The sequence below is a fragment of the uncultured Actinomyces sp. genome, from assembly GCF_963542285.1.
In the GTDB taxonomy this organism is placed as follows: Bacteria; Actinomycetota; Actinomycetes; order Actinomycetales; family Actinomycetaceae; genus Pauljensenia.
In genome coordinates this window covers 1-22,172 of sequence record NZ_CAUTWQ010000008.1, presented here as the reverse complement: position 1 = coordinate 22,172, position 22,172 = coordinate 1, and the positions used below count along the sequence as shown (strand labels likewise).

Below are 22,172 nucleotides of genomic sequence, written 5' to 3'. Positions count from 1 at the left end.
TCCACTCCTAGTAGGAAAACTACTACTTACGTTAGCGTAGGTTAGCGCGCGTGGCGCCTGAAAAACGCCCAAGCATTTCCTCTTTAAAGGCTGAATATTCACCGTTGTCAATCGAGTGACGAATGGCATCGACGAGACGAACGGTGAACCATTCGTTGTGAATCGTGGTCAGTGTTGAGGCCAAGATTTCCTTTGCCTTAAACAGGTGGTGAACGTATGCGCGCGTGTAATGAGTACAGGTATAGCAACCGCAGCCCTCGACCAAGGGAGTGAAGTCGCGCTTGAAACGGGCGTTTGTAATATTGAAACGACCATCGGGGGAGTAGATTGCGGCATTTCGCGCAACGCGAGAAGGATTCACGCAATCAAAGGTGTCCGCGCCGGCCTCGACACCACGGAAAAGGTCGTCGGGTTCGGAAATCCCCAGAAGATGACGAGGACGATCCTCGGGGAGCTCAGAACTTACCCAAGAGACGATTGTTCCCAGATTTTCCTTCTGCAGCGCACCTCCGATGCCGAAGCCATCGAATCTCTGACCGTTAACGTCCATCTCAGCCAAGGTACGAGCGGCATGTCGGCGAAGATCCTCGTATTGTGCTCCCTGCACAACGCCCCAGAGCTGTTGGTAGGGCTTTCCGACGCGCTCGTTGGTAAGACGCTGATGAATAGTCAAACACTGACGGGCCCATTCATGGGTACGTTCAAGGGATTCTTCTTGATAGAAACGAGGATGAAGCAGCGAAGTCAGCTCATCGAAGGCGAACATGATGTCCGAGCCCAGTTCGTGCTGAATGCTCATTGACACTTCGGGAGAGAAGCGGTGCTTTGAACCATCGATGTGACTGGAGAAAATCACCCCCTCGTCATCGACGACTGCACGTGAAGCCTTGACAGCCTGCTTATTGAGTTTGGGGTCATCGAAGCTTGCTTGACCGCTGAACTCGGCTGAAAGCACTTTCTTAAACCCGGCACCCAGAGAAAGAACCTGGAAGCCGCCGGAATCTGTGTAGGTCGGGCCGCCCCAATTCATGAAGGAACCTACGCCACCGGCCTCGTCAACAATGTCAGAACCCGGTTGCAAATAAAGGTGGTATGCATTGGCAAGTACAGCCTGTGCGCCCAAATCGCGCACCATCTCGGGGATGAGGGCTTTGACATTCGCTTTTGTTCCAACCGGGATGAACGCAGGAGTCGAAATAGTGCCGTGTGCGGTGTGAATCGTGCCGGTTCGTCCCAAGCCTGGGCCATGGTCAAGTCGCGTTCGGCAATCAAAACCACGATCGCGATCCGAGGTAGGGAAAGACCCAATGAACTCAGCTGGTCTACTCAGCCAATTGGAGGGAGCACTCATGCTAAGACCTCGTCACTCTTGAGGTGCTCCACGCGGCGCACCAATGCAATCACACGGTAAGTGATGGGAAGGAAGACAACTTCAATACCAACCTTATAGACATAGCCAGTGACAATGTAGTTCACGAATTCCATACCGGGGATAATTCCCGCAAAAGCAATCGTGCAGAAGATGACGGTATCGAAAGCTTCGCCAACCAAGGTTGAACCAATCAGGCGCGCCCACAGATGCTTGGCGCCCCAACGCTGCCTGATTTTCACCAAAACCAGTGAGTTCATGAGCTGGCCTACCAAATATCCGAAGATCGATGCGGCAACAATGCGAGGAACAAAACCGAGGACTGCAACAAAAGCATCCTGATTTTCGTAGCCGGGGCCGGCTGGAATTGACTGTACGATCCAGAAAGTCAGCGAGGCCAAGAGAGAGGCAGCGAAGCCCATGATGATGACCCTACGTGCCCGCGCAAAGCCGTAAACTTCGGAGAGAACGTCACCAAGAATGTAGGTGAGCGGGAATAGCACCGCACCGCCATCGAAAACCAAGTGGATTGGACCCGCATCAAGCGCCGTGACTTTCGTTGCAGCGATATTCGAAATCAAAAGGAAAGCAACGAAGCTAACAGCAACAATGTCGTACACACGAGGCTGCGCGCTGCGTTCAGTGTGCTCGGTCATCAATCTCAACTTTCTATGCGCGTGATTTAACCCTTCTATTGTGCCTGCTTGGTGCGTGAGCACGCGCGCTGGGCACCCCGTTAGAATGACAGAGTGATCAACGTTTCTCACTTTTCCTTGCGGATCGGTCCGCGCGAGCTCATTACAGATGCCTCTTTCAGGATTGATAAGGGAATGTGCATCGGATTAGTTGGTCGAAATGGTGCGGGTAAGACAACGACGATGCGGCTCTTGGCCGGAGAAGAAGACCATGGTTCGGCCCAGTATGAAGGCACAATTACACGTAACGGAACTGTTGGGTACCTTCCCCAAGATCCGCGCGAAGGTGATCCCGACCAGCTGGCACGCGACCGAATCATTTCGATTCGCGGTATCGATGCGATCATTAAGAAAATCAAGCGCGCAGAACAAGAAATGTCGACGACCGAAGGTACACGCCAGCAAAAAGCTATGGAGCGTTACGTTCGTCTAGACCATGAATTTACCCAGGCAGGCGGGTGGGCGGCGAATGCGGAGGCCGCACAGATTGCTCACTCCTTAGGCCTAGATGATCGCGTATTGGGGCAGACTCTCTCAACCCTCTCTGGCGGTCAGCGTCGACGGGTTGAACTCGCTCGTGTGCTTTTTTCGGGGGCAGATACCCTGCTGCTTGATGAGCCGACAAACCACCTTGATCACGATTCAATTTTGTGGCTCCGCGACTGGATCAAGACTTTCCCCGGTGGGGTTTTGGTGATCTCCCACGACGTCAAACTTCTGGGTGACACTGTGAATCAGGTCTTCTACCTAGATGCCAATCGCGCACATGTCGATATTTACCATTTGGGGTGGGCTGCATACCTCAAGCAGCGTGAGGAAGATGAAAGGCGACGCCGAAAAGAACGAGCCGTCGCGCTGAAGAAAGCTGAACAACTGCGCGCGCAGGGTGAAAAAATGCGCGCAAAGGCCACCAAAGCCGTTGCTGCCCAACAGATGCTTCGTCGCGCCGAAGAGTTGGTCGCCTCTGTTGGAAGCGAAGAGGTCCAAGAAAAGGTTGCGCGGCTGCGTTTCCCCGAACCGCTTCCCTGTGGAAAAGTGCCGTTGAGCGCACAGGGGCTGTCGAAGAGCTACGGCTCCTTGGAGGTTTTTACCGGTGTTGATCTTGCGATTGACCGCGGTTCGAAAGTTGTCGTCTTGGGTCTAAACGGCGCGGGTAAAACAACTCTTCTTCGCCTACTTGCTCGCGTTGAAGAACCCGATAGCGGAGTTGTTGAAGACGGTCACGGCCTCAAGCTTGGCTACTACGCTCAGGAACACGACACTTTGGATATGAATGCCACTGTTAAGGAAAACATGGCTCATAGCGCCCCGGGATTCGACGATACTCATGTGCGCAATGTCTTGGGCCAGTTCCTATTCAGTGGAGATGACGTCGATAAACCGACACACGTACTTTCGGGTGGAGAAAAAACCCGTCTTGCATTGGCAACCTTGGTTGTGTCGGGGGCAAACGTCCTTCTCTTGGATGAGCCCACGAATAACTTGGACCCCGCGTCGCGTGAAGAAATTCTGCACGCGCTCCACTCCTATGAAGGTGCCGTTGTTCTGGTTACCCACGATCCGGGTGCCGTGACAGCGCTTGCTCCCGAGCGCGTACTGGTTCTTCCCGATGCCGATGAAGACCTTTGGGACGATTCCTATCTGGACTTGGTGACACTCACCTAAGTCCAGATAGAACATGCGTTAGGCCACTCTCAACCGATAGTGGCGATTGCGTGTGTAATTGGGGTTCCCGAGGCGTCGCGGCGCTCGTCGAGCGCGGGAAGCTCCACCGGAGTTCCATCAGCCGAGGCTGCCCGTGGGTTATCCCCAACCCACGCAATATCCAAACGATCTTCTCCACGGAGGAAACGTTGGACACGTACGCCTTGGGTGCCTCGTCCCTTGTAGGGATATGCGGCCAGGGGGGTCACCTTCGCGGTTGTTTGCCCCGTCCCCGGGAGCGCTCCAGCAGCACCGGCCACGGTCACAACTAGGGCCTCGTCCGGACTGCTCACTGCCCAGAATCCCAGCACATTTGCCTCATCTGAAAGCTTCATTCCTGCCATTCCCGAGGCCGTGCGTCCTTGTGGACGGACCTTCTCGGCCGGAGTGCGAAGAAGCTGAGCGTCGGAGGTGATAAAAACAAGGTCGGAGGTGTCGCTGCTGGGGCCAAATCCAACCAGTTCATCTCCCTTTTCAAGTGAGATGACTTCCCATTCGTCGCGCTGAAGTACATCGGGTTTCAAACGCTTGACGACGCCCATACGTGTGCCCATTGCCATGACGGTATCGGCTTCAGGATCAAGCAGACCGACTGCAGGTGCATCGGTATGGATCAGCAAGGGGCTGGGAGTTGCAGCAGCGAAGGACAACCCAGTTTCAAATCGCGGAAGCGCTGGAAGATCAACGACATCAATGCGGTGGGCAAGGCCATCGGAGGTGATGACTGCGATCTGTGAACGAGCAGAGGTCGAAAGCTGTGCACGGATTCCATCGTGTGATGCGCGGGGGCCAGCTTCGATCGGATCTTCACCTTCTACTCTGGCGAGCGATCCTGCCGCCGAGAGGACAACAACACACGGATCATCGGGAACTTCGAGCGACATTGTCGTGGCTTTCCCAGTTGCAGCGGGGATTGCAGCGAGTGCAGCGCCGGGCTGCGCTTGGTCAACTTGGGTGCCGGTTGCTGAAAGGAGAAGGGTACGACGAGGCGTTCCCAAGCGTGCTGCGACCTCTGAAAGTTCTTGGCTGATGAGCGCGTAGAGACGATCTTGAGAGGCCAAGATCTCTTCCAGCTCTGCGATTTTTGCGTTGAGTTCATCGCGCTCAGTTTCGAGTTCGATACGAGAGAACTTTGTGAGTCGACGCAGGCGCAATTCAAGAATGTGGTTTGCCTGGACTTCAGAGAGGTCGAAAGCAGTCTGGAGGCGTTCGCGGGCGGTTTCGACGTCATCGGAAGAGCGAATAATGGCAATGACGTCATCGATATCGAGAACTGCGATGAGCAAGCCCTCAACCAGATGCAATCGATCACGACACTTTCCAAGGCGGAAGTTACACCGTCGAGTCGTAACATCGATTCGATGGTCAAGGAAAACTCGGAGCATATCTTTGAGCCCCAGTGTCCTTGGTTGACCATCAACCAATGCAACTGCGTTGATCGAGAAGGAATCTTCCAGAGGCGTGCGAGCATAGAGCTGTTGGAGTACTGCTTCTGGGTTGAAGCCATTTTTGATCTCAATGACTAATCGCAGGCCGTGAATTCGGTCAGTGAGGTTCTGTACCGCAGAAATTCCCTTCAAACGACCGGCAGAAACATTTTCTTTGATCTTCTCAATGACCTTCTCAGGTCCAACCATATAGGGAAGCTCAGTGACGACAAGGCCCATTTTCCTAGCGGTGACACGTTCAACCTGAACCTTTGCGCGAGTCTTGAATGCGCCACGTCCTGTTTCGTAGGCGTCCTTGATACCCTCAAGGCCAACAATGACGCCGCCTTCAGGTAAGTCTGGACCGGGTACATAACGCATGAGGTCAGCAACGGAAGCATCGGGATGTTTGAGAAGATACTGCGCCGCGGCAATTGTTTCTGAAAGATTATGAGGTGCGATATTCGTCGCCATACCCACAGCGATACCAGAAGCACCATTGACGAGAAGCTGAGGGAAGCCTGCTGGGAGGACCTCCGGCTGCATGAATTGATTGTCGTAGTTGGGGACAAAGTTGACGGTGTCTTCATCAAGAGAGGCGACCAGGTCCAAAGCTGCTGGAGCCATCCGCGCCTCGGTGTAACGCGCAGCAGCGGGACCATCGTCGGGAGAACCGAAGTTTCCGTGTCCGTCAACCAAAGGGAGTCGAAGGTTGAATGGCTGGGCCAATCGAACCAGTGCGTCATAGATTGCTGAGTCCCCGTGAGGGTGGAGCTTACCCATAACCTCGCCGACAACTCGCTGAGACTTAACGTGACCGCGATCGGGACGGAGCCCCATTTGGTCCATCTGGAAAAGAATGCGGCGTTGAACCGGCTTCAATCCATCGCGTGCATCAGGAAGAGCTCGTGCATGGATGACAGAAACGGCGTATTCGAGGAAGGAGCCCCTCATTTCTGTCGAGACATCGATTTCGGTGATGTTCTGATCAGCATCGGGGAGGCTGAGCTTTTCGTCCTTCGTTCGCATGGGTCGATTCTCTACGAAATTGGCGTAAAACCGCCAAGTACACGCCGCTCTTGATAGAATTAGACGGTGAAATTAGATCGCGATATCGAGCGTGCTGGCTTCTTCCCTGACCTTGCAATTCGAGCCGTTCATCGCTTACTTGGCAATGAAGAGGTCCGTGCGTCGCTTGTGCAGGTTGAAGCGGCATTCGATCGCGGGTCAATGTTCCGTCACTTAACAGTTCTTGTGCTCACTCAGAGTTGCTTCATTCAAGTGCACGTTGATGAGGGGGATAACCACAGCGCTGTTGTCGTTTCGGCTGCCCGTCCTATTCGTGCGATATCAGGAGTTTCAGTTCAAGAGGTTATTGCTGATCCCACTCAGGGACACGAAGTGTCTGAGATGACGATCAGCATCGATATGGGCTCTCAAAAGCGCAGCGATATCGAACAGCTGCGCTGTGATGATCCGACATGCCAAGCTGATCATGGTTTCATGGCCCGTAGCTATCCCGATGATATTTCTCTTCGAGTCTCGCAGCTAGCAGATGGTTCACGTACGTATACGGACGCTCAAGTTTTAGTCGACGCTCTTCTGCAGGTGATCCGTAATGCTCACTGATCATCTCCGCGCTACAGGAGCAGCCTTACCGAGCGCGGATGATTTTTGCCTGACGCAGGTGATCCCCGCAGTGATGGGGGCAGTCGAACCCGAATTGTCTCTCGCGCGCCCCGATCTTTCCTCTGCTTTGGGACTAGAACGCGCCAAAGCCGCAGTCGTCATTCTGGTTGATGGCCTGGGCTTCATCCCTTTGATGGATCACTTAGGGCACGCACGTAACCTTCGCGGATTTAGGGATCAGATCCGCACTGCATATTCCGTTGTTCCCTCGACGACCGCCGCAGGTATTACCGCCTGCGGAACAGGTCTGCTTCCTGGTCGTACCCGTATGGTTGGTTACAGTGTCTTTCACGGCGAGCGTCTCTTTAACCTGCTTGCCTTTACGGACGGGATTGATCCAGTGCAGTGGCAAGAATGCCCGACCTACTTCGAACAGCTTTCTGCCGCCTCGCTCCCGTGCGCGACCATCCTTCCAGCCAAGTTTGCTGGCTCTGGACTTACTTCAGCCGCTCTTCGAGGTGCTCGTTTTGTGTCGGCTACGTCATGGGAAGAACGTTGCCAAGCGGCAATTGACCAGATTCGCTCTGGGATGAAGTTGGTTTATCTCTATTGGTCTGACATTGATGCCTCCGGTCATGCGCACGGGGTTGGATCGGGCCAATGGAGCGATGCCTTAGAAGACTTCGATGCAGGACTTGGGCGTTTCCTCAGCTCTCTTCCACACGACGTTCGCGTTGTCCTCACCGCCGACCACGGCATGGTGAATATCGATTTTGATCAGCTCTATAACGTCGCTGAGCTTTCTCCTTTGAGTCAGGGCGTGCGCGCAGTCGCTGGGGAAACACGAGCAGTTCATGTTCACTGTCTTCCGGGCGTGAACGAGCTGCAGGTACGCAACCGTTGGGAAGAATTCCTTGGCGAGCATGCATGGGTAGTGGGAGCCGATGAACTATCAGAATTGATCGGTACGGGCCCGGGTCTCGCCGAAAGTGGTGATTTCGTTGTCTTCTCACGAGGCCGTGGAGGGGTAGTCGATAGTCGCACCCAAAGCCCTGGAGCTATGACTCTCATCGGCGTCCATGGCTCCCTGACACCTGATGAGATGCTGATTCCGCTAGCGGTGCTTGCTTAGGGACGCGAGCCGAAAACGATCTCGTCCCAGCTAGGAACGGAACGCCTCTTCGACTTTTTCGCAGTAGCAGAAACCTGAGGAATATCTTCAAGCTGTTCAAGCGGCAGAGGCTGATCTTCAGTAACCTCTGTTGTTTCCGCAGATTCCTTTGCTTCTGAGGGGCCTTTTCGTGCCTCGGTCAAGGAATGGATACGCGCTGCCAAAGATTCAACCCCGGCAGGCAGGTGGGGGCGCTCCTCTGAGGTCTCCTCTTCCTCATCATCCAGCTCATACTCAATTTCTTGAGGCTTACCGCGTTGGGCATTGAGTTGCTCGACCAGCGCTTCACGTTCTTCGATATCAGAACGATCCGCAGAGACAACCGGGGCTGGAAGGGGGAGTGAAGTGAAACTCTGGACTCCAGTCGGGGAGGCAGTCTCGGTCAGCCAACGAGCTTCCTCATCAATGGCCTCGAGATGGCCGGAAGACTGTAAGCGCCACTGTGCACCGTGCTCAACAGCACCTTGGACGAAGGTCAAGTGAATCACCCACGGGGAATCCGCTTGACGCGATGCTGACCAGTGCAAGGAATCGGGAGAGACTCCACGGGCTGCCAAGCGGTCAACAACCAAGTCGCCCATAACGGGGGAGTCGGGAAGATTTCCAATAGGGCTGGAAAGAGCACGTTGAAGTGCATAATCCTTCTCTGCCTGAACGGGGGCTTCGAAGCGAGTGATTTGCGAGACCTCAACATTGTGTTCGCGTGCGATATCGACGGCCCGTGCGCCAGAACGAAGCAAGGCTTGGATTTCACGAGGACGCAGGGGCTTATCTTCGGTAATTGCCTCGATGCGCGGACGATCGCGACGAACAGCACCACGCAGTTCGTCTGTGATCGGGGTGGTGTAACGACGGCCTTCACTGTCTGTGAAAACTAGTGTTTCCTCGTCAGCACCTACTCCGAGAAGATCAAGATCGATCATCGCTTTTCCTCCTTGCTTCGTGGTCAAATTTTCTCAAAGATGGCGTTAAAATCCTTGATTGCTGGGGCGCGTGTCCTTTTCAGTAGCGCGTAAAGTTTCAACGTGTTACCCTGCAGCGCAGCGAATGTGTTACGCGTGAGCGCAATACATGATGAGAGAAAAGGGAGGACAAAATGGCCACCGATTACGACGCACCTCGTAAGAATGACGATGATGTTGCAGAAGACTCCATTGAGGAGCTGAAGTCACGTCGCAATGATTCTGGTTCGGCAAATGTCGACGAGGATGAAAATGAGGCCGCAGAGAATTTTGAGCTTCCCGGTGCAGATCTTTCGAAGGAAGAGCTGACGGTTCACGTCGTCCCCAAGCAAGATGACGAATTCACCTGCTCAATGTGCTTCTTGGTCCATCACGCTTCTCAGCTTGCCTACGTCGATGACAATGGACAGCCCGTCTGCACTGAGTGTGCTGGCTGAGCGTGAGATAATTCAGTTATGTTCGGACGTTCACGCAAGGAAGACACTGTTCAAGAAGAGGTAGAAGAGGAAGTACGCCCCCAGCTCTACGACGAGTCAGAACTGTGGCAGATCCCCGGCCCCCGCGAAGAATACGAAGTTGATACCTCGGTCGATTATGTTGACCTGGGTTCACTGCGAATTCCTGCCGTACCTGGCATGCAGATTCGTGCACAAGCTGGTGAAGATGGCCAAAGCATCATTCGAATTATGTTGGTGCTCGCTTCTTCGGGACTTCAGTTCTCTATTGCCGCTGCGCCGCGCTCGGGTGGAACTTGGGATGAACTTCGTCCGCAGATTCGCGCCGCCTATGAAGAGAACGGCAGTACAGTTCGCGAAAAGCACACTCGCTACGGTGATGAGCTTGAAGTTGATGAGGCAGTGACACTTCCCGATGGGAAGAAGGGCACCACGCGGACCCGAATTATCGGACGTGAGGGTGACCGTTGGTTCGCGCGAATCGATATGGTCGGCCCTGCAGCATTGGGCGGTCAAGAAGCTGATGACTTCGAGGAACTCATCGATCGCGTTGTTGTCGTACGTGGCGACGAACCCAGACCACGACTGGATCTATTGCCACTTAATCTTCCCGATCAGAACGCGTTGCGAGTTCCCAATGTTTAAGGAACTCATCGACCGCGTAGTGAACATGCTTTCACTGAGTCGTGAAGACATCGACGCTAACGATGAGAAACAGAGCCGGGAAGAACGCGGGCGTTTAGCTGTCGCCGACGTTCAGGATCGCCAAAAAGCAGTTCTCTTTGGCACGATTCAGTCGGTCACTTACTATCCGGAAAATATTCGTCCACTGATTGATGCCACTCTCTTTGACGGAACAGGGACAATTGTCCTTCGTTGGCCTGGACGCAGTGACATCCCCGGTATGCATGCGGGGGTTCACCTCGAAGTCGAGGGAACAATTGGTGTCAGCAATGGGGTAAAAGTGATGACGAACCCGCTCTATCGTCTGATTGCAGAGGACAATGTCGAATAACCGATACGCGTGGCTTGCCCACGATGAATTTTCGGTCTCTGACGTACTTGGGGGAGCGCGTGGTATTGCCGAGGCCGTGGTTCCCGGCCTCGTATTCTTAGGCTGCTATTTGCTCAGCGGTGCACTGCTGCTGTCCGCGATTGCCTCGGCGTTGTGCTCGGTACTATTTGCAATCATCCGTCTCATCCAGCACCAGTCGATCGTCCAATCTCTATCAGGACTTCTTGGTGTTGGGATTGCATTGGTGTGGGCACTGGTCTCGGGGAAGGGAATTAACTTCTTCACCTGGGGCCTTGTGACAAACGCGGCATGGGCATTGGTCTTACTGTTCAGCTTGGTTATTGGGTGGCCACTAGTTTCGGTACTTTTCGGACTGTTAACCGGGCGTCCCATTCGTTGGATGAAGGAGCCGGACGCACGCGACCTCGCAGTTAAATGCGTGTGGCTGACCTTGGCATGGTCTGCAGTCTTTATCATTCGCTTGGCTGTTCAAGTGCCCCTGTGGCTGAGCGAACAAGTCGCGTGGCTTTCGGCAATGAAGATCGCGTTGGGAATCCCGCTTTTTATTCCTGTTGCCTGGCTGACTTGGTGGCTCTTGAAGGATGATTTCCGGCTGCATCATGCGCTTTCCGAATCTGCGCAGGATGCTGAAGAGGACTAGCCCTTATCTAGGCCTCGGCTTCTACTTCCTGCGTCAACATGCGGTTCAGCGCGGTGAGAACCTGACCTCCGCGGTCTGAAATTAGCAGGACGAGTTCATCACCAGCCTGATAGGAATCATCCGCGTGAGGTGCAAAAGGCGCACCATCACGCAAAAGCGCGCTTAAGACGACACGAGGCGGGAATGCAACGTCGCCAATGCTCCTGCCAATGATTGGCGAGTCGTCTGGCAAGACGAAGGCATACATTGCAGCCTGTGCAGAGTGGAAGGCAAAGAGCTTCACCGGGGTTCCCACGGAGATCGCTTCCTCGACCAAAGCAGTCATAATACGCGGTGTCGAGACGGGAACGTCCACTCCCCAGGAGGCGTCGAATAGCCATTCGTTCTTCGGATTGTTTTGTCGTGCAACAACACGTGGGACAGCGAATTCAGTCTTCGCAAGAAGTGAAATCACCAAATTTGCTTTGTCATCTCCTGTTGCTGCCAAGACGACATCGGCATCACGCACGCCCGCTTCCGAAAGGGCTTCGGGAGAGCAAGCATCGGCAAGAATCCATTCGGCATCAGCCACTGAAGCCACACGCAGCTGGTCGGGTTTTTTATCGATTAATGTCACGTCGTGACCGTGATCGAGTAGTTCAAGGGCGACCGAGCGCCCCACGGAACCGGCGCCGGCGATAACAATCTTCATCTCTTAGTCCTCAAGGCGTGGTGCGCGTGTCAAGATGTCACGCAGGGGGAGCGGATCTTCACCAGAAATAGCGAAATATAACTGGTCATGTTCCTGGATGACCAATTCTGGGCGGGCGGGAAGAATCGTTCCTAAGCGGGAAACGAAGGCAATCCTCTCACCCGTCAAGGTCTCGACTGTGGGGAAAGAAAGTCCGTACCAATCCGCGATTGGAGTGGCGGTGACCAAAGAAACTAGTCCGGAGGGGTGCGTCCATGTCACTGCGGCATCGGGTGGCATCAGGCGGCGAAGCACCGATTCCGTCGTTCGTTTCACTGTGGCAACGGTGGGGATTCCCAGACGCTCGTATACGAAGGCTCGTTCTGGGTCGTAGATTCGAGCAACGACGCGCTCGACATGGAAAGTCTCGCGTGCAACACGAGCAGCAATAATGTTCGAATTATCGCCATTCGATACCGCAGCAAAGGCGTAGGCATCTTTAATTCCTGCTTGTTTTAAAGCATCGCGATCCATGCCGAGTCCAGTGACTCGGCGGCCCGAAAAGTCCTGAGGAAGACGTTGAAAAGCCTTCGAATCAGAGTCGATAACTGCGACTGAGTGTCCTTGCGCATCCAAAATAGTGGCAAGACTGGCGCCGACTCGGCCGCATCCCATAATCACAAAGTGCACACTCCAACGCTACTCGCACAAAGCTCTCATGGCATCTGTTTGACTTAAAAGTCGCAATGCACGCGTCCAAAAGTGACGCTCTGTCATCCAGAGGATACGCTTAAGAGGTGTCATCATTCGTTGAGTCCGCAAAACGCGTCTTAATCGGACGTCCTATTCGTTCCAAGGCTGCGGCCCGTCAACTTCTGCCAAAGAGACTTGCTCTTCCGATCTACGCTTCTGATGCGCTGTCGTCTGTGGCTTACGCACCGGATGAAATTCTTCTGACCCTTGCATTGGCAGGCTCTCTTGCTCTCATCAAGTCGGTCTGGGTCGGGGTGGTTGTTGCCTGCGTTTTGGCTGTCGTTGTTTTGTCTTATCGGCAAACCGTTCATGCCTACCCTTCAGGCGGCGGGGACTACGAGGTTGTTACGACGAATCTTGGCCCCAGTTGGGGACTTCTTGTGGCCTCGGCGCTTCTCGTCGATTATGTTTTGACGGTTGCGGTGTCAATCTCTTCTGGCGCAAACTACCTGACCACGATCTTCCCAGGCCTGCGCGGTTCAGAAGTCCCTATTGCAGTTGGACTGATTATTTTCCTCACTTTGGTCAACCTGCGAGGAACGCGAGAAGCGGGGACAGCGTTTGCGATCCCAACCTATGCCTACATGATTGCTATTGCAGTGATGATCATTGTCGGCTTTGTGCGACTGTTCATGGGGAATCTTCCCATGGCTGATAGCGCTGCTTACGACATCCACGCAGCAAGTTCACACCTCGATGGGCTCACCGGTTTGGGTGGGGTTTTCTTGCTGATGCGCGCTTTTTCTTCTGGCTGTGCGGCTTTAACGGGTGTCGAAGCCATTTCAAACGGCGTCCCGAACTTTAAGCGTCCTAAATCGCGCAACGCAGGAATTACCCTGCTGATGCTCGGTGGTATCGCTGCTTCAATGATGATTTCCATCCTCGTATTAGCCCGTTATACGGGGCTGCAGATGGTTGACGATACGTCGATGGTTTATCTCCACGGCAGCGCCCAACCTGATGTGCACTTTGCTCCGGTTATCAGCCAATTGGCCTCGACAATTTTTGGCGACGGCTCACTCCTCTTTATTTTCGTAACCGCAGTGACGGGCTTTATTTTGGTCCTTGCGGCAAACACCGCTTTCAACGGCTTCCCAACCCTCGCCTCGGTTCTTTCGCGTGACTCCTTCCTGCCTCGTCAGCTTTACAAGCGCGGTGATCGCCTCTCGTACTCCAATGGCATCATGGCTCTTGCTGTGGGCGCCTCGGCATTGGTCATTCTTTTCGATGCAAGCGTGACCCGATTGATCCAGCTCTATGTTGTCGGTGTTTTCGTTTCGTTTACGCTTTCCCAACTGGGCATGATCCGTCACTGGAATAAACGCCTGCGTCTTCCGCAAAATGGCAGTGAACGCGGCAAAGTACTTCGCTCGCGTTCCGTCAACATCATCGGCTTTATGATGACCGGATTCGTTCTTGCTGTTGTCCTGGTCACGAAGTTTACTCACGGTGCATGGATTACCGTTTTGCTCATTGCTCTGGTCTTCACCATCCAGCGTTTAATTCGCCGTCACTATGACACCATTCGTGGCCAGCTGCGGGTGGAGGATTGGCATTCTCGCCGCGCGCTGCCTTCACGCGTTCGCGCTTTGGTTTTGGTCTCGAATTTATCGAAGCCTTCAATGCGTGCCATTGCGACGGCACGCGCACAGGCTCCTATCAATTTGGAAATTGTTTCGGTCGTCTCTGACCTCGAGGAAGAAAAGCATATTCGTCGCGAATGGAAGGAATCAGGTCTTCCCGTTCCTTTGACGCTAGTCGCCTCACCATTTAGAGACATCACGCAAATCGTTATTTCGTATGTGCGTTCAAGGCGTCAGCGTTCACCAGAAGAAATGCTGGTTGTTTATATCCCACAGTTCTTGGTTCAGCACTGGTGGGAGAATATTCTTCATAACCAGATGGCGTTGCGCTTATCTCGATCTCTTTTGCGGATCCCCGGTGTTGTGCTCACCATTGTCCCTTGGAAGCTTGGCGAAGATATCCAGGTCGATGGAACCCAGAGCGTCAATGATCCATTCAAACGCCAGTGAGGAGAGGTCTACACATGAGCGATTCTGACGAGCTGATTGAGCTCACAATTGGCGCTCCTGCGCATGGCGGTTCCTGTGTCGCACGCGATGATTCTGGCCGCGTTGTTTTTGTTCGATTCGCTCTTCCAGGTGAGAAGGTGCGCGCACGTGTCATCGATTCACATAAACATATGCTGTGGGCCGAGGCAGTGGAGGTTCTTGAGCCCAGCCCCGATCGAATTCCCAGCGTGTGGCCGGCAGCTGGCCCCGGTGGCGTAGGTGGGGGAGAACTTTCCTTCGTCAGCCCCGAAGGGGGACGTCGCTGGAAAACCGATGTTCTAGAAGACCAATTGCGACGTATTGGTCGTGAGCGTGTCGCCGAGCAGGTCGAGGCCATCGGCGGAGTAAGCGTTCAGCCGGCACCCGGTGATGAGAATCGTGATGAACTTCTGGGACGACGCACGCGTATCGACTGCGTTGTGAATAAAGCTGGTCGACTTGGTATGCGCCGCTATCGCTCGCATGAGATTCAGGTGCTGGATTCTATGCCTTTAGCTGCCAAGGAGATCAATGAACTCGATGTCTGGGAAGGGAATAAGATTTTTTCTCACCTTCCCGAGGGCTCTCGAGTCCGTTTGATCGCTGCTCCCGGTCAGCCAGCGCTGATTTGCACGGATGAGGGATCTTGGGATGCTTTGGGACATGCGTGGCATGGGCCGGTGACGTGGACTGTTTCCCGCGAAAATGGAGCGGATCTGTATCGAGTTCGCCCTCAAGGTTTTTGGCAAACGCATCGTCGTGGAGCTGAAGTTTTGGCCCGAAATGTTGAGGATATCGTTGCCTCGCTCGGTGCTTCCCGGATGATGGAACTTTACTCAGGGGCAGGACTCTTTTCGCTGCCATTGTCACATCTTTTGGGCAGCGATGGGCGCTTGGTCACTCTTGAGGTCGACGAGGCCGCCGTTGCAGATGCCGTGGCAAACGTTGGCAGTGATGCGCTTGACGCTTTCGTTGGCGACTGTGATGCTCCTGCGGTGCACGAACTCAATAGCGAATTGGAGGGTGCGGAGATTATCATCGCTGATCCTCCAAGATCCGGAGCCGGCAAAAATGTCTGTCGTGCGATGGCCAGTACCGGGGCAGAGCATATTCTACTTGTGTCCTGTGATCCTGCCGCAGCTTCACGTGACCTGCATGATCTTGTTGAGGAGGGATACACGATCATCGATATGCGTGCCTGGGATCTTTTTCCCTACACACACCACTTCGAAGTGATGACGGTACTGGAGAAGATCTAGAGTTCTTCGCTGAACTTAGGCTGAGGACATATACCTATTAGTTCAATGCAGTTGGGGGCAGGCTCGGTGCCTGCCCCCAACTGCATCAATCTCGTCTAGGACGAGCTTTAGAGGTTTTCGATATCAAGACTCACGGGTACCTTTGCGTCAAGCTTCCAGACCTGCGAGTAGAAGCTGAGTTCGCTTTCCCAGGAATCCTTAATGTTTGCTGCTGAACGGAATCCGTGGCCTTCACCTGGGTAGAGACGTAAAGCCACTGGACGGCCGCTGTCACGAAGGGCCTCGAACATGGACTCTGCTTGAGAAGGGGGAACGACCTTATCCTCGCTGCCCTGCAGCAATAGCAGCGGTGCATGGATCTGATCGACCTTGTTGATCGGCGAGCGTTCGGCCCACACGGGATCTGAAAGATCATTCGAACCAATGAGGCATTGGTCGTAGTGCGACTCGAACTTATGGGTCGTTGCATCGAGCAGCTTCAGGTCACCAATACCGAAGAGCGAGGTACCAGCGGTGAAAACATCGCTGTCAGCAAGGGCTGACAAAACCGTATAACCACCCGAGGAACGTCCCCTGATCGCGATGCGCTCAGGATCGGCGAGTCCTTGGGAAACCAAGTACTGTGCTCCTTCGGCGCAATCTTGCACATCAAGGACACCCCAGTGCCCGTTAAGGCGCTGACGGTACTTCCGACCGTAGCCAGTCGACCCGCGGTAATTGACATCAAGGAAGGCAAAACCACGAGAGGTCCAGTATTGGACGGCAATTGACAAGCCTGGACGAGCAGAGGAAGTTGGCCCTCCATGCACATTAACGAGAAGCGGGGGAAGGGAACCCTCAGGAGCCGCGAACTCGGGGTTCTTTGGCGCGTAGTAGAAACCGTGGACAGTCTCTCCGTCGCTGCTGGTCCATGAAACCGCTTGTGCAACTGAAATCAGATCATCGCTCAGGTGCTCTTGAGAGGAAGAACGGAGCAGTCGAGATGCTCCACCAGAAACCTCAACGATTGCGGGCTCGTGGGTTGCAGAATCCGCGAGCGTCACAACACGGCCTTCGTAGCAGGCAACATTTCCAGTCGGCCACCACGGCGTACGCCATTCCTCGCACATACCGTTATCCAGACGAACAGTGCCCAGATGCCACGTCCCGTTCTCGGCCCATGAGCAAATGAGATTTTCGTAGTCGAAGTTATCGTAGGAATGAAGGCCAAGCTGCCAGTGAGGATGCGAGAATGCACGCGCACTGGGGTGCAAGGGGCGTGTACGAAGACGCGTCATCCAGGCGAATTGATCTTCGTCATCATTCCACTGGAACCCCTCTGTGCGATAGAGGTTCGCCCAACCGGAGGAATCATCGACATGGATCAGGTCGCCGTTCAGAGTCCAACGTGGTTCATAAACGCAGACATCTGGCTTATCAACCAAAATCAACGAGGCTGCGATCTTCCCCTCGAAATCCAGTGAACCAACGTGAAGTGCGGAGCGTGTCCATGCCATGTTGGGATGGTTCCATGAAAGCCAAGCTAGCTTGGTTCCATCGGGACTCAAGGTCGGGGATGAGACAAAGTCAGATCCACCAAAAATCGGAATGATTTCGAAAGCATTGCGCGCTGCGCGTCCATCGAGGGGAACCGCGACAAGGGAGTTGACTGGTTCGCCGGGATTCGAATGATCCTCTGCTACCGCATAAACCAAACCGCGAACGTCGGCGATTTCGAAGTCACCGTAGCGGACTTTGCTCAAAGGAGTGAGCGGAACCAACTGACGCCGTGGATCGTGGGTGTTAAAGGCATAGACACGACCGTCGAAGCCATCAGAAAAGACGATGAAACCATCAGAAACTGCGTACGCTCGTCCGCCGTATTCATGGACACGAGTGCGGACGTCAGGCAGACGGATACCCTCAATGAGCGGAAGAACTTCGGAGATTTGCCCCATTGAATCCGCGCGCAGAAGAGTATTTCGACCGTTATCGCGGGGGTTGCCTTCAACCCAGTAGGTATCGGTTTTGTCGACGCGAACCTGTGACAGCTGCACTGATGTCTGAGTGTAGGAATCGGCTTCGACCGGAGAGTCCCACTGTCCATACGGACGTTGCACGCTCATCGTGCCTCCTTCTCTATACGTCAAGTCGTCGTACCTTCATTCTAATTCCTGCATTGACAACGTGCTTTGAAGTCCGATTGCACACTGCGCACTCGTCCTCTTAGCGCGCATCATTCGGCTCATGAGTCACCATCACACTAGAATCTCTCTCATGACCCATGCCCAAAATCAGGCCTCTTTATTGAGTACGATTTCTTCGCCCAGTGACCTCAGGCGTGTCCCAGCGGCAGAATTGGACGATTTGGCGGCGCAGATCCGCGCAAAGCTCATCGAAGATGTCTCGAAGACAGGCGGACACCTTGGGCCAAATTTGGGCGTTGTTGAATTGACTATCGCTCTTCATCGCGTTTTCCGTTCACCTGCAGATACGATCGTCTTTGATACTGGTCATCAGACTTACGTTCACAAATTGCTGACAGGACGCCAAGACTTTTCGAAGCTTCGACAAGAAGGCGGTCTATCGGGATATCCCAGTCGAGAAGAATCCGTCCACGATGTTCTTGAAAGCTCACACGCATCTTCATCCCTATCGTGGGTTGATGGTATTTCCCGCGAAAAATCTCGACGCGGTGATCCGACATGGACGATTGGCATCATTGGTGATGGTGCACTGACAGGCGGGATGGCTTGGGAAGCATTAAACAATATCGCGTCCGATCACACGCGACGTGCAATCATCATTGTCAACGACAACGGGCGCTCCTATGCACCAACTATTGGTGCTGTAGCTCGCCATCTTGATCTTCTACGTTCTTCGCGAAATTACGAAAAGGCGCTGTCATGGGGTAAACGTACTCTGATGAATTTTGGGGAACCTGGACGCGCAACTTACGGGGCTCTTCACGGACTCAAAAGCGGTATTAAAGACGCGCTCATCCCACAGGCGATGTTTGAGGACCTCGGATTGAAGTACCTCGGACCTGTTAACGGTCACGATATTGCCGCCATGGAAGAGATTTTTAATCGTGCACGAGCCTTGCATGAGCCCGTCCTGATCCATGTCATGACGCAGAAGGGACGTGGCTACACCCCCGCGGAAGAAGACATTGCAGATCGATTCCACGCGGTGGGGAAGATCCATCCGGAAACCGGACTTCCTATCGCGCCGGCACGTTTTGCCTGGACCAGTGTGTTTGCTGACGAGATTCGTCAGATCGCACATGAACGCGAAGATATTGTCGGCCTAACTGCTGCGATGATGCTGCCTGTTGGCCTCGGTCCCTTCAAGGATGATTTTCCTTCGCGGGTGGTTGATGTGGGGATCGCAGAACAGCATGCGGTTGCTGCCGCCGCTGGGATGGCCTTCGCTGGAGCACACCCGGTTTTTGCGGTGTACGCAACCTTCCTGAATCGAGCATTTGATCAAATCCTTATGGATGTTGGGCTTCACCACTGCGGCGTAACTTTTGTTCTTGACCGAGCTGGAATTACTGGTGATGATGGAGCATCCCATAACGGAATGTGGGATATCTCGATGCTGAATTCCGTTCCTGGATTACGCCTTGCTGCCCCGCGTGATGAGGCGACGCTACGTGAAGAATTGCGCGAAGCCGTAGCAGTAGATGATGCGCCTACAGTCCTTCGTTATCCGAAGGGGGCCTTGACTGATCCCATTGTTGAGCTTCATCGTGTGGGAGGCTGTGATGTCCTCAAAGACTGGGATGAGGGCACTGAAGCCTCAAAGGTCTGCATCGTTGCCTTAGGCTCGATGGTCCCAGCTGCCATGGAAGCAGCCGCTCTTCTTGAGAATGATGGCTTGGCTAGCGTACGCGTGATCGATCCCCGCTGGGCTCTTCCAGTTCCCGAGGCCTTGGTTGGCTTGGTCGAAGAAGCTGAGCTTGTGCTCAGCGTTGAGGATGGATTAGTTGATGGCGGATTTGGGTGGTCGCTGCGTGATCTGCTTTCTTCGAATGCATCAACGCGTTCGATCCCAGTCGTCACCGCCGGTATCCCAAAGGAATTTCTTCAGCAGGCAAGCCGCGCCAGCATTGTGACGGCCCTTGGTCTTAATGCTCAGGGCCTCAGCGAAAGGATTCGTCACGCTTTAGCGGGAGAGTAGGTCGGTCAGGGGAATGGCCATCAACGAGATCTGCCAGGGGCGTGCACCCTGCGCGGCAAGGAAGTCATCGACAGGCATTCCCAATCCCTGTTGGGTGTGCTCCCAAGCCAATGCGCGTTGAACCCGTGGTTCAAGAACGATTTCCGGACTAATTTCTAAGGTTTCTGCTTGCTTCGCAACGGCCTCGCGCACCTCAAGAAGAAGCTCATGTGCTTCGGCATGGATACGCTGCCAATGCCTGACACTGGGAGTATGCCCGTCGTCTTCCGTCCGATGCCGCGGTGGAAGTTGGTTTTCTGGAAGTGCTAGTGCACGACTGACGGCGTCGAGGAAGCGCTGCGCGTAACGTCGTGCCTGAGGCGAACGAAATTCGGCAATCGAAAGAAGATTGTGGCGTGTCCTTGGTGGACGTTGAGCGGCGTGGATAATTCCGCTGCTTCGTACCAAGCGTCCCGGAGCAAGGTCGATCTCGCGCGCAATCGCATCACGTTCGATCCAAAGCTCACGTGCGATTGCTAGAGCTCGTTTGGAGGTCAACTTGCCAATGCCGGAGATTGAGCGCCAACGATCTTTTTTCGGTGAAGGAGGGGCGGCCTCGGCAATGTGCGAAAACTCCTGCTCTGCCCACGAGAGGCGGCCAAGGTGGTCCAAGCGCTTTTCAAGGGAATCTTTAAGAGCAGTCAGTAGCTCAACATCAAGAACCGCATATCGCAGCCAATCCTTTGGAAGGGGTCGTACCGACCAATTCGAGGCTTGGTGGTCTTTGACAAGTGTCAGTCCCAAGACTTGCTCACAAACTGCAGAGAGCCCGAAGTGAGTCATCCCCAGTAAGCGTGAGGCGACTTGCGTATCAAACAGTGCCGGAATTTCCAGGCCGAGCTCACGTAGATTCGGGAGATCTTGAGAAGCGTCGTGCAGAATCCATGTCGAGTTCATACTTACTTGAAGGCACTCAAGGTGGGGGAGAGCCTCAGTGTCAATCAGGAAGGAGCCGACGTCCTCGCGTCGCAGCTGGAGGAGATAGGGCGAAGAACCATAGCGAAAGCCTTGAGCCCGCTCAACGTCCACTGCAAGCGGAAGGGAAGAAGCCGAGAGGTCTTTTGCAGCCCGTTCCAAAGCACTATGAGTGTCAATAATTTCTGGGATTCCGTCGCGAGGGAAAGCGATGAGCTCGGGGTCCTCGCTGTCTCCCACGGCGATGCCGTAGGGATTTTCAATGAGCACGTTCTATGCCCTCTCAAGGAATCGTTGATTTTCAACACCGGCGATGCGACACATGAGATCTTGCCACGCCAGAAGGTGCTCACCAATCCAGGGGGTATTTGGTGTGAGCGAAACACGAATCTCAACAGCGAGTGTCGACCCCATGAGGATCAGGCCTCCAAAAGATTCGCTCACTTCTTTGCTCACAGTGCCCGTAAGGTCATGGAAGCCCGCGCCGCGCTCTTCAAGACAGTCGTGAGTCCAGTTCCACAGTGCTTCAGAAAGAAGGGGATCCGAACTCATATCAGCATCAATTTGTGCACGGAGCTGTGCGACAAGACGGAATGGCCCATTCCAGCCCATTTGTCCATTGGGATCATGAAGGATGACAAAACGGCCGAACGCAAGGGCTTCGTCGTGGGCGGTTTGTGTCGTGCGAAGTGCAAGTGCAGCAGTGAAAGGAGCAAGTGCGCGCGGTGCGGGAACTTCCTCAATTTCGACGTGAGGATGAACAGCACTGCGTAATGACATGAGTGCTGTTCGAAAATCCTCGGGTGGTGCCACTTCGATCACGCCCTCGACTTTATGAGTCCCTCTGATATGGCAGTGGAAGGCGCGCCGCCGTGCGCTGAATAAATTAGGTGTGAGCGGGGACACGCCGTCTTGATTTGTGTTCTAGGTGCAAACCCTGTTAGCCTTTCATCCGTTGCGAAACCGTTCTGGCGGTTTGATAACGCGGATGTGGCTCAGTTGGTAGAGCATCACCTTGCCAAGGTGAGGGTCGCGGGTTCGAGTCCCGTCATCCGCTCGGGCGATTGGCGCAGTGGTAGCGCGCTTCCCTGACACGGAAGAGGTCACTGGTTCGAACCCAGTATCGCCCACTGTCGTTATCTAACGACGGACAAGGCCCCAGTCCGATAGGGACTGAGTGCGGATGTGGCTCAGTTGGTAGAGCATCACCTTGCCAAGGTGAGGGTCGCGGGT

19 protein-coding genes and 2 tRNA genes are annotated in these 22,172 nt (G+C 54.2%); 12 read left to right on the top strand and 9 right to left on the bottom strand.

Annotation, left to right across the window (positions count from 1 at the left end):
* Window positions 1-31 precede the first annotated feature (31 nt).
* Together tgt and RW023_RS04830 are read right to left on the bottom strand one after the other, a co-directional pair.
* Window positions 32-1,351, bottom strand: coding sequence for a tRNA guanosine(34) transglycosylase Tgt (gene tgt / locus RW023_RS04835; protein WP_315580131.1), 1,320 nt, complete (start codon window positions 1,349-1,351; stop codon window positions 32-34).
* Complete coding sequence (locus RW023_RS04830; RefSeq protein WP_315580130.1) at window positions 1,348-2,025, bottom strand: queuosine precursor transporter; 678 nt, start codon at window positions 2,023-2,025, stop codon at window positions 1,348-1,350. The genes tgt and RW023_RS04830 overlap by 4 nt, the downstream gene beginning before the upstream one ends.
* Before the next feature lie 93 nt (window positions 2,026-2,118).
* Between RW023_RS04830 and RW023_RS04825 the strand changes: the two genes are divergently transcribed.
* Complete coding sequence (locus RW023_RS04825; protein ID WP_315580129.1) at window positions 2,119-3,729, top strand: ABC-F family ATP-binding cassette domain-containing protein; 1,611 nt, start codon at window positions 2,119-2,121, stop codon at window positions 3,727-3,729.
* 29 nt (window positions 3,730-3,758) lie between these two features.
* Here the strand turns inward: RW023_RS04825 and RW023_RS04820 are convergent, their stop codons facing one another.
* Window positions 3,759-6,224, bottom strand: coding sequence for a DNA topoisomerase IV subunit A (locus tag RW023_RS04820; protein ID WP_315580128.1), 2,466 nt, complete (start codon window positions 6,222-6,224; stop codon window positions 3,759-3,761).
* 66 nt (window positions 6,225-6,290) lie between these two features.
* Between RW023_RS04820 and RW023_RS04815 the strand changes: the two genes are divergently transcribed.
* Together RW023_RS04815 and RW023_RS04810 are read left to right on the top strand one after the other, a co-directional pair.
* A complete protein-coding gene (locus RW023_RS04815; RefSeq protein ID WP_315580127.1) occupies window positions 6,291-6,824 on the top strand; it encodes a DUF5998 family protein in 534 nt (177 codons plus the stop codon).
* On the top strand, window positions 6,814-7,956 hold the full coding sequence (locus RW023_RS04810; RefSeq protein ID WP_315580126.1) for an alkaline phosphatase family protein: 1,143 nt from the start codon (window positions 6,814-6,816) through the stop codon (window positions 7,954-7,956). The genes RW023_RS04815 and RW023_RS04810 overlap by 11 nt, the downstream gene beginning before the upstream one ends.
* On the opposite strand, the gene sepH is transcribed toward RW023_RS04810, so the two are convergent.
* Window positions 7,953-8,918: a septation protein SepH gene (sepH, locus tag RW023_RS04805; RefSeq protein ID WP_315580125.1), complete on the bottom strand. Its 966-nt coding sequence runs from the start codon at window positions 8,916-8,918 to the stop codon at window positions 7,953-7,955. The genes RW023_RS04810 and sepH overlap by 4 nt on opposite strands.
* A gap of 173 nt (window positions 8,919-9,091) precedes the next feature.
* Between sepH and RW023_RS04800 the strand changes: the two genes are divergently transcribed.
* Genes RW023_RS04800 through RW023_RS04785 form a run of 4 tightly spaced genes read left to right on the top strand, consistent with a single transcriptional unit; the run spans window position 9,092 to window position 11,088 of the window.
* Window positions 9,092-9,394, top strand: coding sequence for a DUF4193 domain-containing protein (locus RW023_RS04800; RefSeq protein WP_019126066.1), 303 nt, complete (start codon window positions 9,092-9,094; stop codon window positions 9,392-9,394).
* An 18-nt stretch (window positions 9,395-9,412) separates the two neighbouring features.
* A complete protein-coding gene (locus RW023_RS04795) occupies window positions 9,413-10,057 on the top strand; it encodes a DUF3710 domain-containing protein (RefSeq protein ID WP_315580124.1) in 645 nt (214 codons plus the stop codon).
* Window positions 10,050-10,427, top strand: coding sequence for a DNA-binding protein (locus RW023_RS04790; protein ID WP_315580123.1), 378 nt, complete (start codon window positions 10,050-10,052; stop codon window positions 10,425-10,427). The genes RW023_RS04795 and RW023_RS04790 overlap by 8 nt, the downstream gene beginning before the upstream one ends.
* The gene (locus tag RW023_RS04785) at window positions 10,417-11,088 is read left to right on the top strand and encodes a DUF3159 domain-containing protein (protein ID WP_315580122.1); all 672 of its coding nucleotides are present in this window, start codon (window positions 10,417-10,419) and stop codon (window positions 11,086-11,088) included. Before RW023_RS04790 ends, RW023_RS04785 begins: the two co-directional genes overlap by 11 nt.
* A 7-nt stretch (window positions 11,089-11,095) precedes the next feature.
* On the opposite strand, the gene RW023_RS04780 is transcribed toward RW023_RS04785, so the two are convergent.
* Complete coding sequence (locus tag RW023_RS04780; RefSeq protein WP_315580121.1) at window positions 11,096-11,779, bottom strand: TrkA family potassium uptake protein; 684 nt, start codon at window positions 11,777-11,779, stop codon at window positions 11,096-11,098.
* Between the two features lie 3 nt (window positions 11,780-11,782).
* Entirely contained in the window at window positions 11,783-12,433 is a 651-nt protein-coding gene (locus RW023_RS04775) for a TrkA family potassium uptake protein (protein ID WP_315580188.1), read from the bottom strand.
* Window positions 12,434-12,555: 122 nt separating this feature from the next.
* Between RW023_RS04775 and RW023_RS04770 the strand changes: the two genes are divergently transcribed.
* Window positions 12,556-14,544 (top strand): APC family permease, encoded by a 1,989-nt coding sequence (locus tag RW023_RS04770; protein WP_315580120.1) that lies wholly within the window; start codon window positions 12,556-12,558, stop codon window positions 14,542-14,544.
* A 14-nt stretch (window positions 14,545-14,558) separates the two neighbouring features.
* Window positions 14,559-15,821 carry a TRAM domain-containing protein gene (locus tag RW023_RS04765; RefSeq protein WP_315580119.1) on the top strand — a complete coding sequence of 421 codons (1,263 nt, stop codon included), beginning with the start codon at window positions 14,559-14,561 and terminating at the stop codon, window positions 15,819-15,821.
* A 107-nt stretch (window positions 15,822-15,928) separates the two neighbouring features.
* On the opposite strand, the gene RW023_RS04760 is transcribed toward RW023_RS04765, so the two are convergent.
* Window positions 15,929-17,926 (bottom strand): prolyl oligopeptidase family serine peptidase, encoded by a 1,998-nt coding sequence (locus RW023_RS04760; protein ID WP_315580118.1) that lies wholly within the window; start codon window positions 17,924-17,926, stop codon window positions 15,929-15,931.
* Window positions 17,927-18,077: 151 nt separating this feature from the next.
* Between RW023_RS04760 and dxs the strand changes: the two genes are divergently transcribed.
* On the top strand, window positions 18,078-19,985 hold the full coding sequence (gene dxs, locus RW023_RS04755) for a 1-deoxy-D-xylulose-5-phosphate synthase (RefSeq protein ID WP_315580117.1): 1,908 nt from the start codon (window positions 18,078-18,080) through the stop codon (window positions 19,983-19,985).
* Here dxs and RW023_RS04750 read toward each other — a convergent pair.
* Window positions 19,971-21,209 carry an HRDC domain-containing protein gene (locus RW023_RS04750; RefSeq protein WP_315580116.1) on the bottom strand — a complete coding sequence of 413 codons (1,239 nt, stop codon included), beginning with the start codon at window positions 21,207-21,209 and terminating at the stop codon, window positions 19,971-19,973. The two genes, dxs and RW023_RS04750, sit on opposite strands and share 15 nt — an antisense overlap.
* A 3-nt stretch (window positions 21,210-21,212) precedes the next feature.
* Entirely contained in the window at window positions 21,213-21,758 is a 546-nt protein-coding gene (locus tag RW023_RS04745) for a DUF3000 domain-containing protein (RefSeq protein ID WP_399499383.1), read from the bottom strand.
* Window positions 21,759-21,923: 165 nt separating this feature from the next.
* Here RW023_RS04745 and RW023_RS04740 point away from each other — a divergent pair.
* A tRNA-Gly gene (locus RW023_RS04740) sits at window positions 21,924-21,996 on the top strand.
* Between the two features lies 1 nt (window position 21,997).
* Window positions 21,998-22,069, top strand: a tRNA-Val gene (locus tag RW023_RS04735).
* Window positions 22,070-22,172: the final 103 nt, after the last annotated feature.

Excerpts from the sequence above, each read along its gene's own strand:
- RW023_RS04820 (WP_315580128.1), bottom strand. The coding sequence starts at position 6,224 with ATGCGAACGAAGGACGAAAAGCTCAGCCTCCCCGATGCTGATCAGAAC.
- sepH (WP_315580125.1), bottom strand. The coding sequence starts at position 8,918 with ATGATCGATCTTGATCTTCTCGGAGTAGGTGCTGACGAGGAAACACTA.
- RW023_RS04790 (WP_315580123.1), top strand. The coding sequence starts at position 10,050 with ATGTTTAAGGAACTCATCGACCGCGTAGTGAACATGCTTTCACTGAGT.
- RW023_RS04780 (WP_315580121.1), bottom strand. The coding sequence starts at position 11,779 with ATGAAGATTGTTATCGCCGGCGCCGGTTCCGTGGGGCGCTCGGTCGCC.
- dxs (WP_315580117.1), top strand. The coding sequence starts at position 18,078 with ATGACCCATGCCCAAAATCAGGCCTCTTTATTGAGTACGATTTCTTCG.
- RW023_RS04765 (WP_315580119.1), top strand. The coding sequence starts at position 14,559 with ATGAGCGATTCTGACGAGCTGATTGAGCTCACAATTGGCGCTCCTGCG.
- RW023_RS04810 (WP_315580126.1), top strand. The coding sequence starts at position 6,814 with ATGCTCACTGATCATCTCCGCGCTACAGGAGCAGCCTTACCGAGCGCG.
- RW023_RS04760 (WP_315580118.1), bottom strand. The coding sequence starts at position 17,926 with ATGAGCGTGCAACGTCCGTATGGACAGTGGGACTCTCCGGTCGAAGCC.
- tgt (WP_315580131.1), bottom strand. The coding sequence starts at position 1,351 with ATGAGTGCTCCCTCCAATTGGCTGAGTAGACCAGCTGAGTTCATTGGG.
- RW023_RS04800 (WP_019126066.1), top strand. The coding sequence starts at position 9,092 with ATGGCCACCGATTACGACGCACCTCGTAAGAATGACGATGATGTTGCA.
- RW023_RS04785 (WP_315580122.1), top strand. The coding sequence starts at position 10,417 with ATGTCGAATAACCGATACGCGTGGCTTGCCCACGATGAATTTTCGGTC.
- RW023_RS04795 (WP_315580124.1), top strand. The coding sequence starts at position 9,413 with ATGTTCGGACGTTCACGCAAGGAAGACACTGTTCAAGAAGAGGTAGAA.
- RW023_RS04775 (WP_315580188.1), bottom strand. The coding sequence starts at position 12,433 with ATGGGATGCGGCCGAGTCGGCGCCAGTCTTGCCACTATTTTGGATGCG.
- RW023_RS04830 (WP_315580130.1), bottom strand. The coding sequence starts at position 2,025 with ATGACCGAGCACACTGAACGCAGCGCGCAGCCTCGTGTGTACGACATT.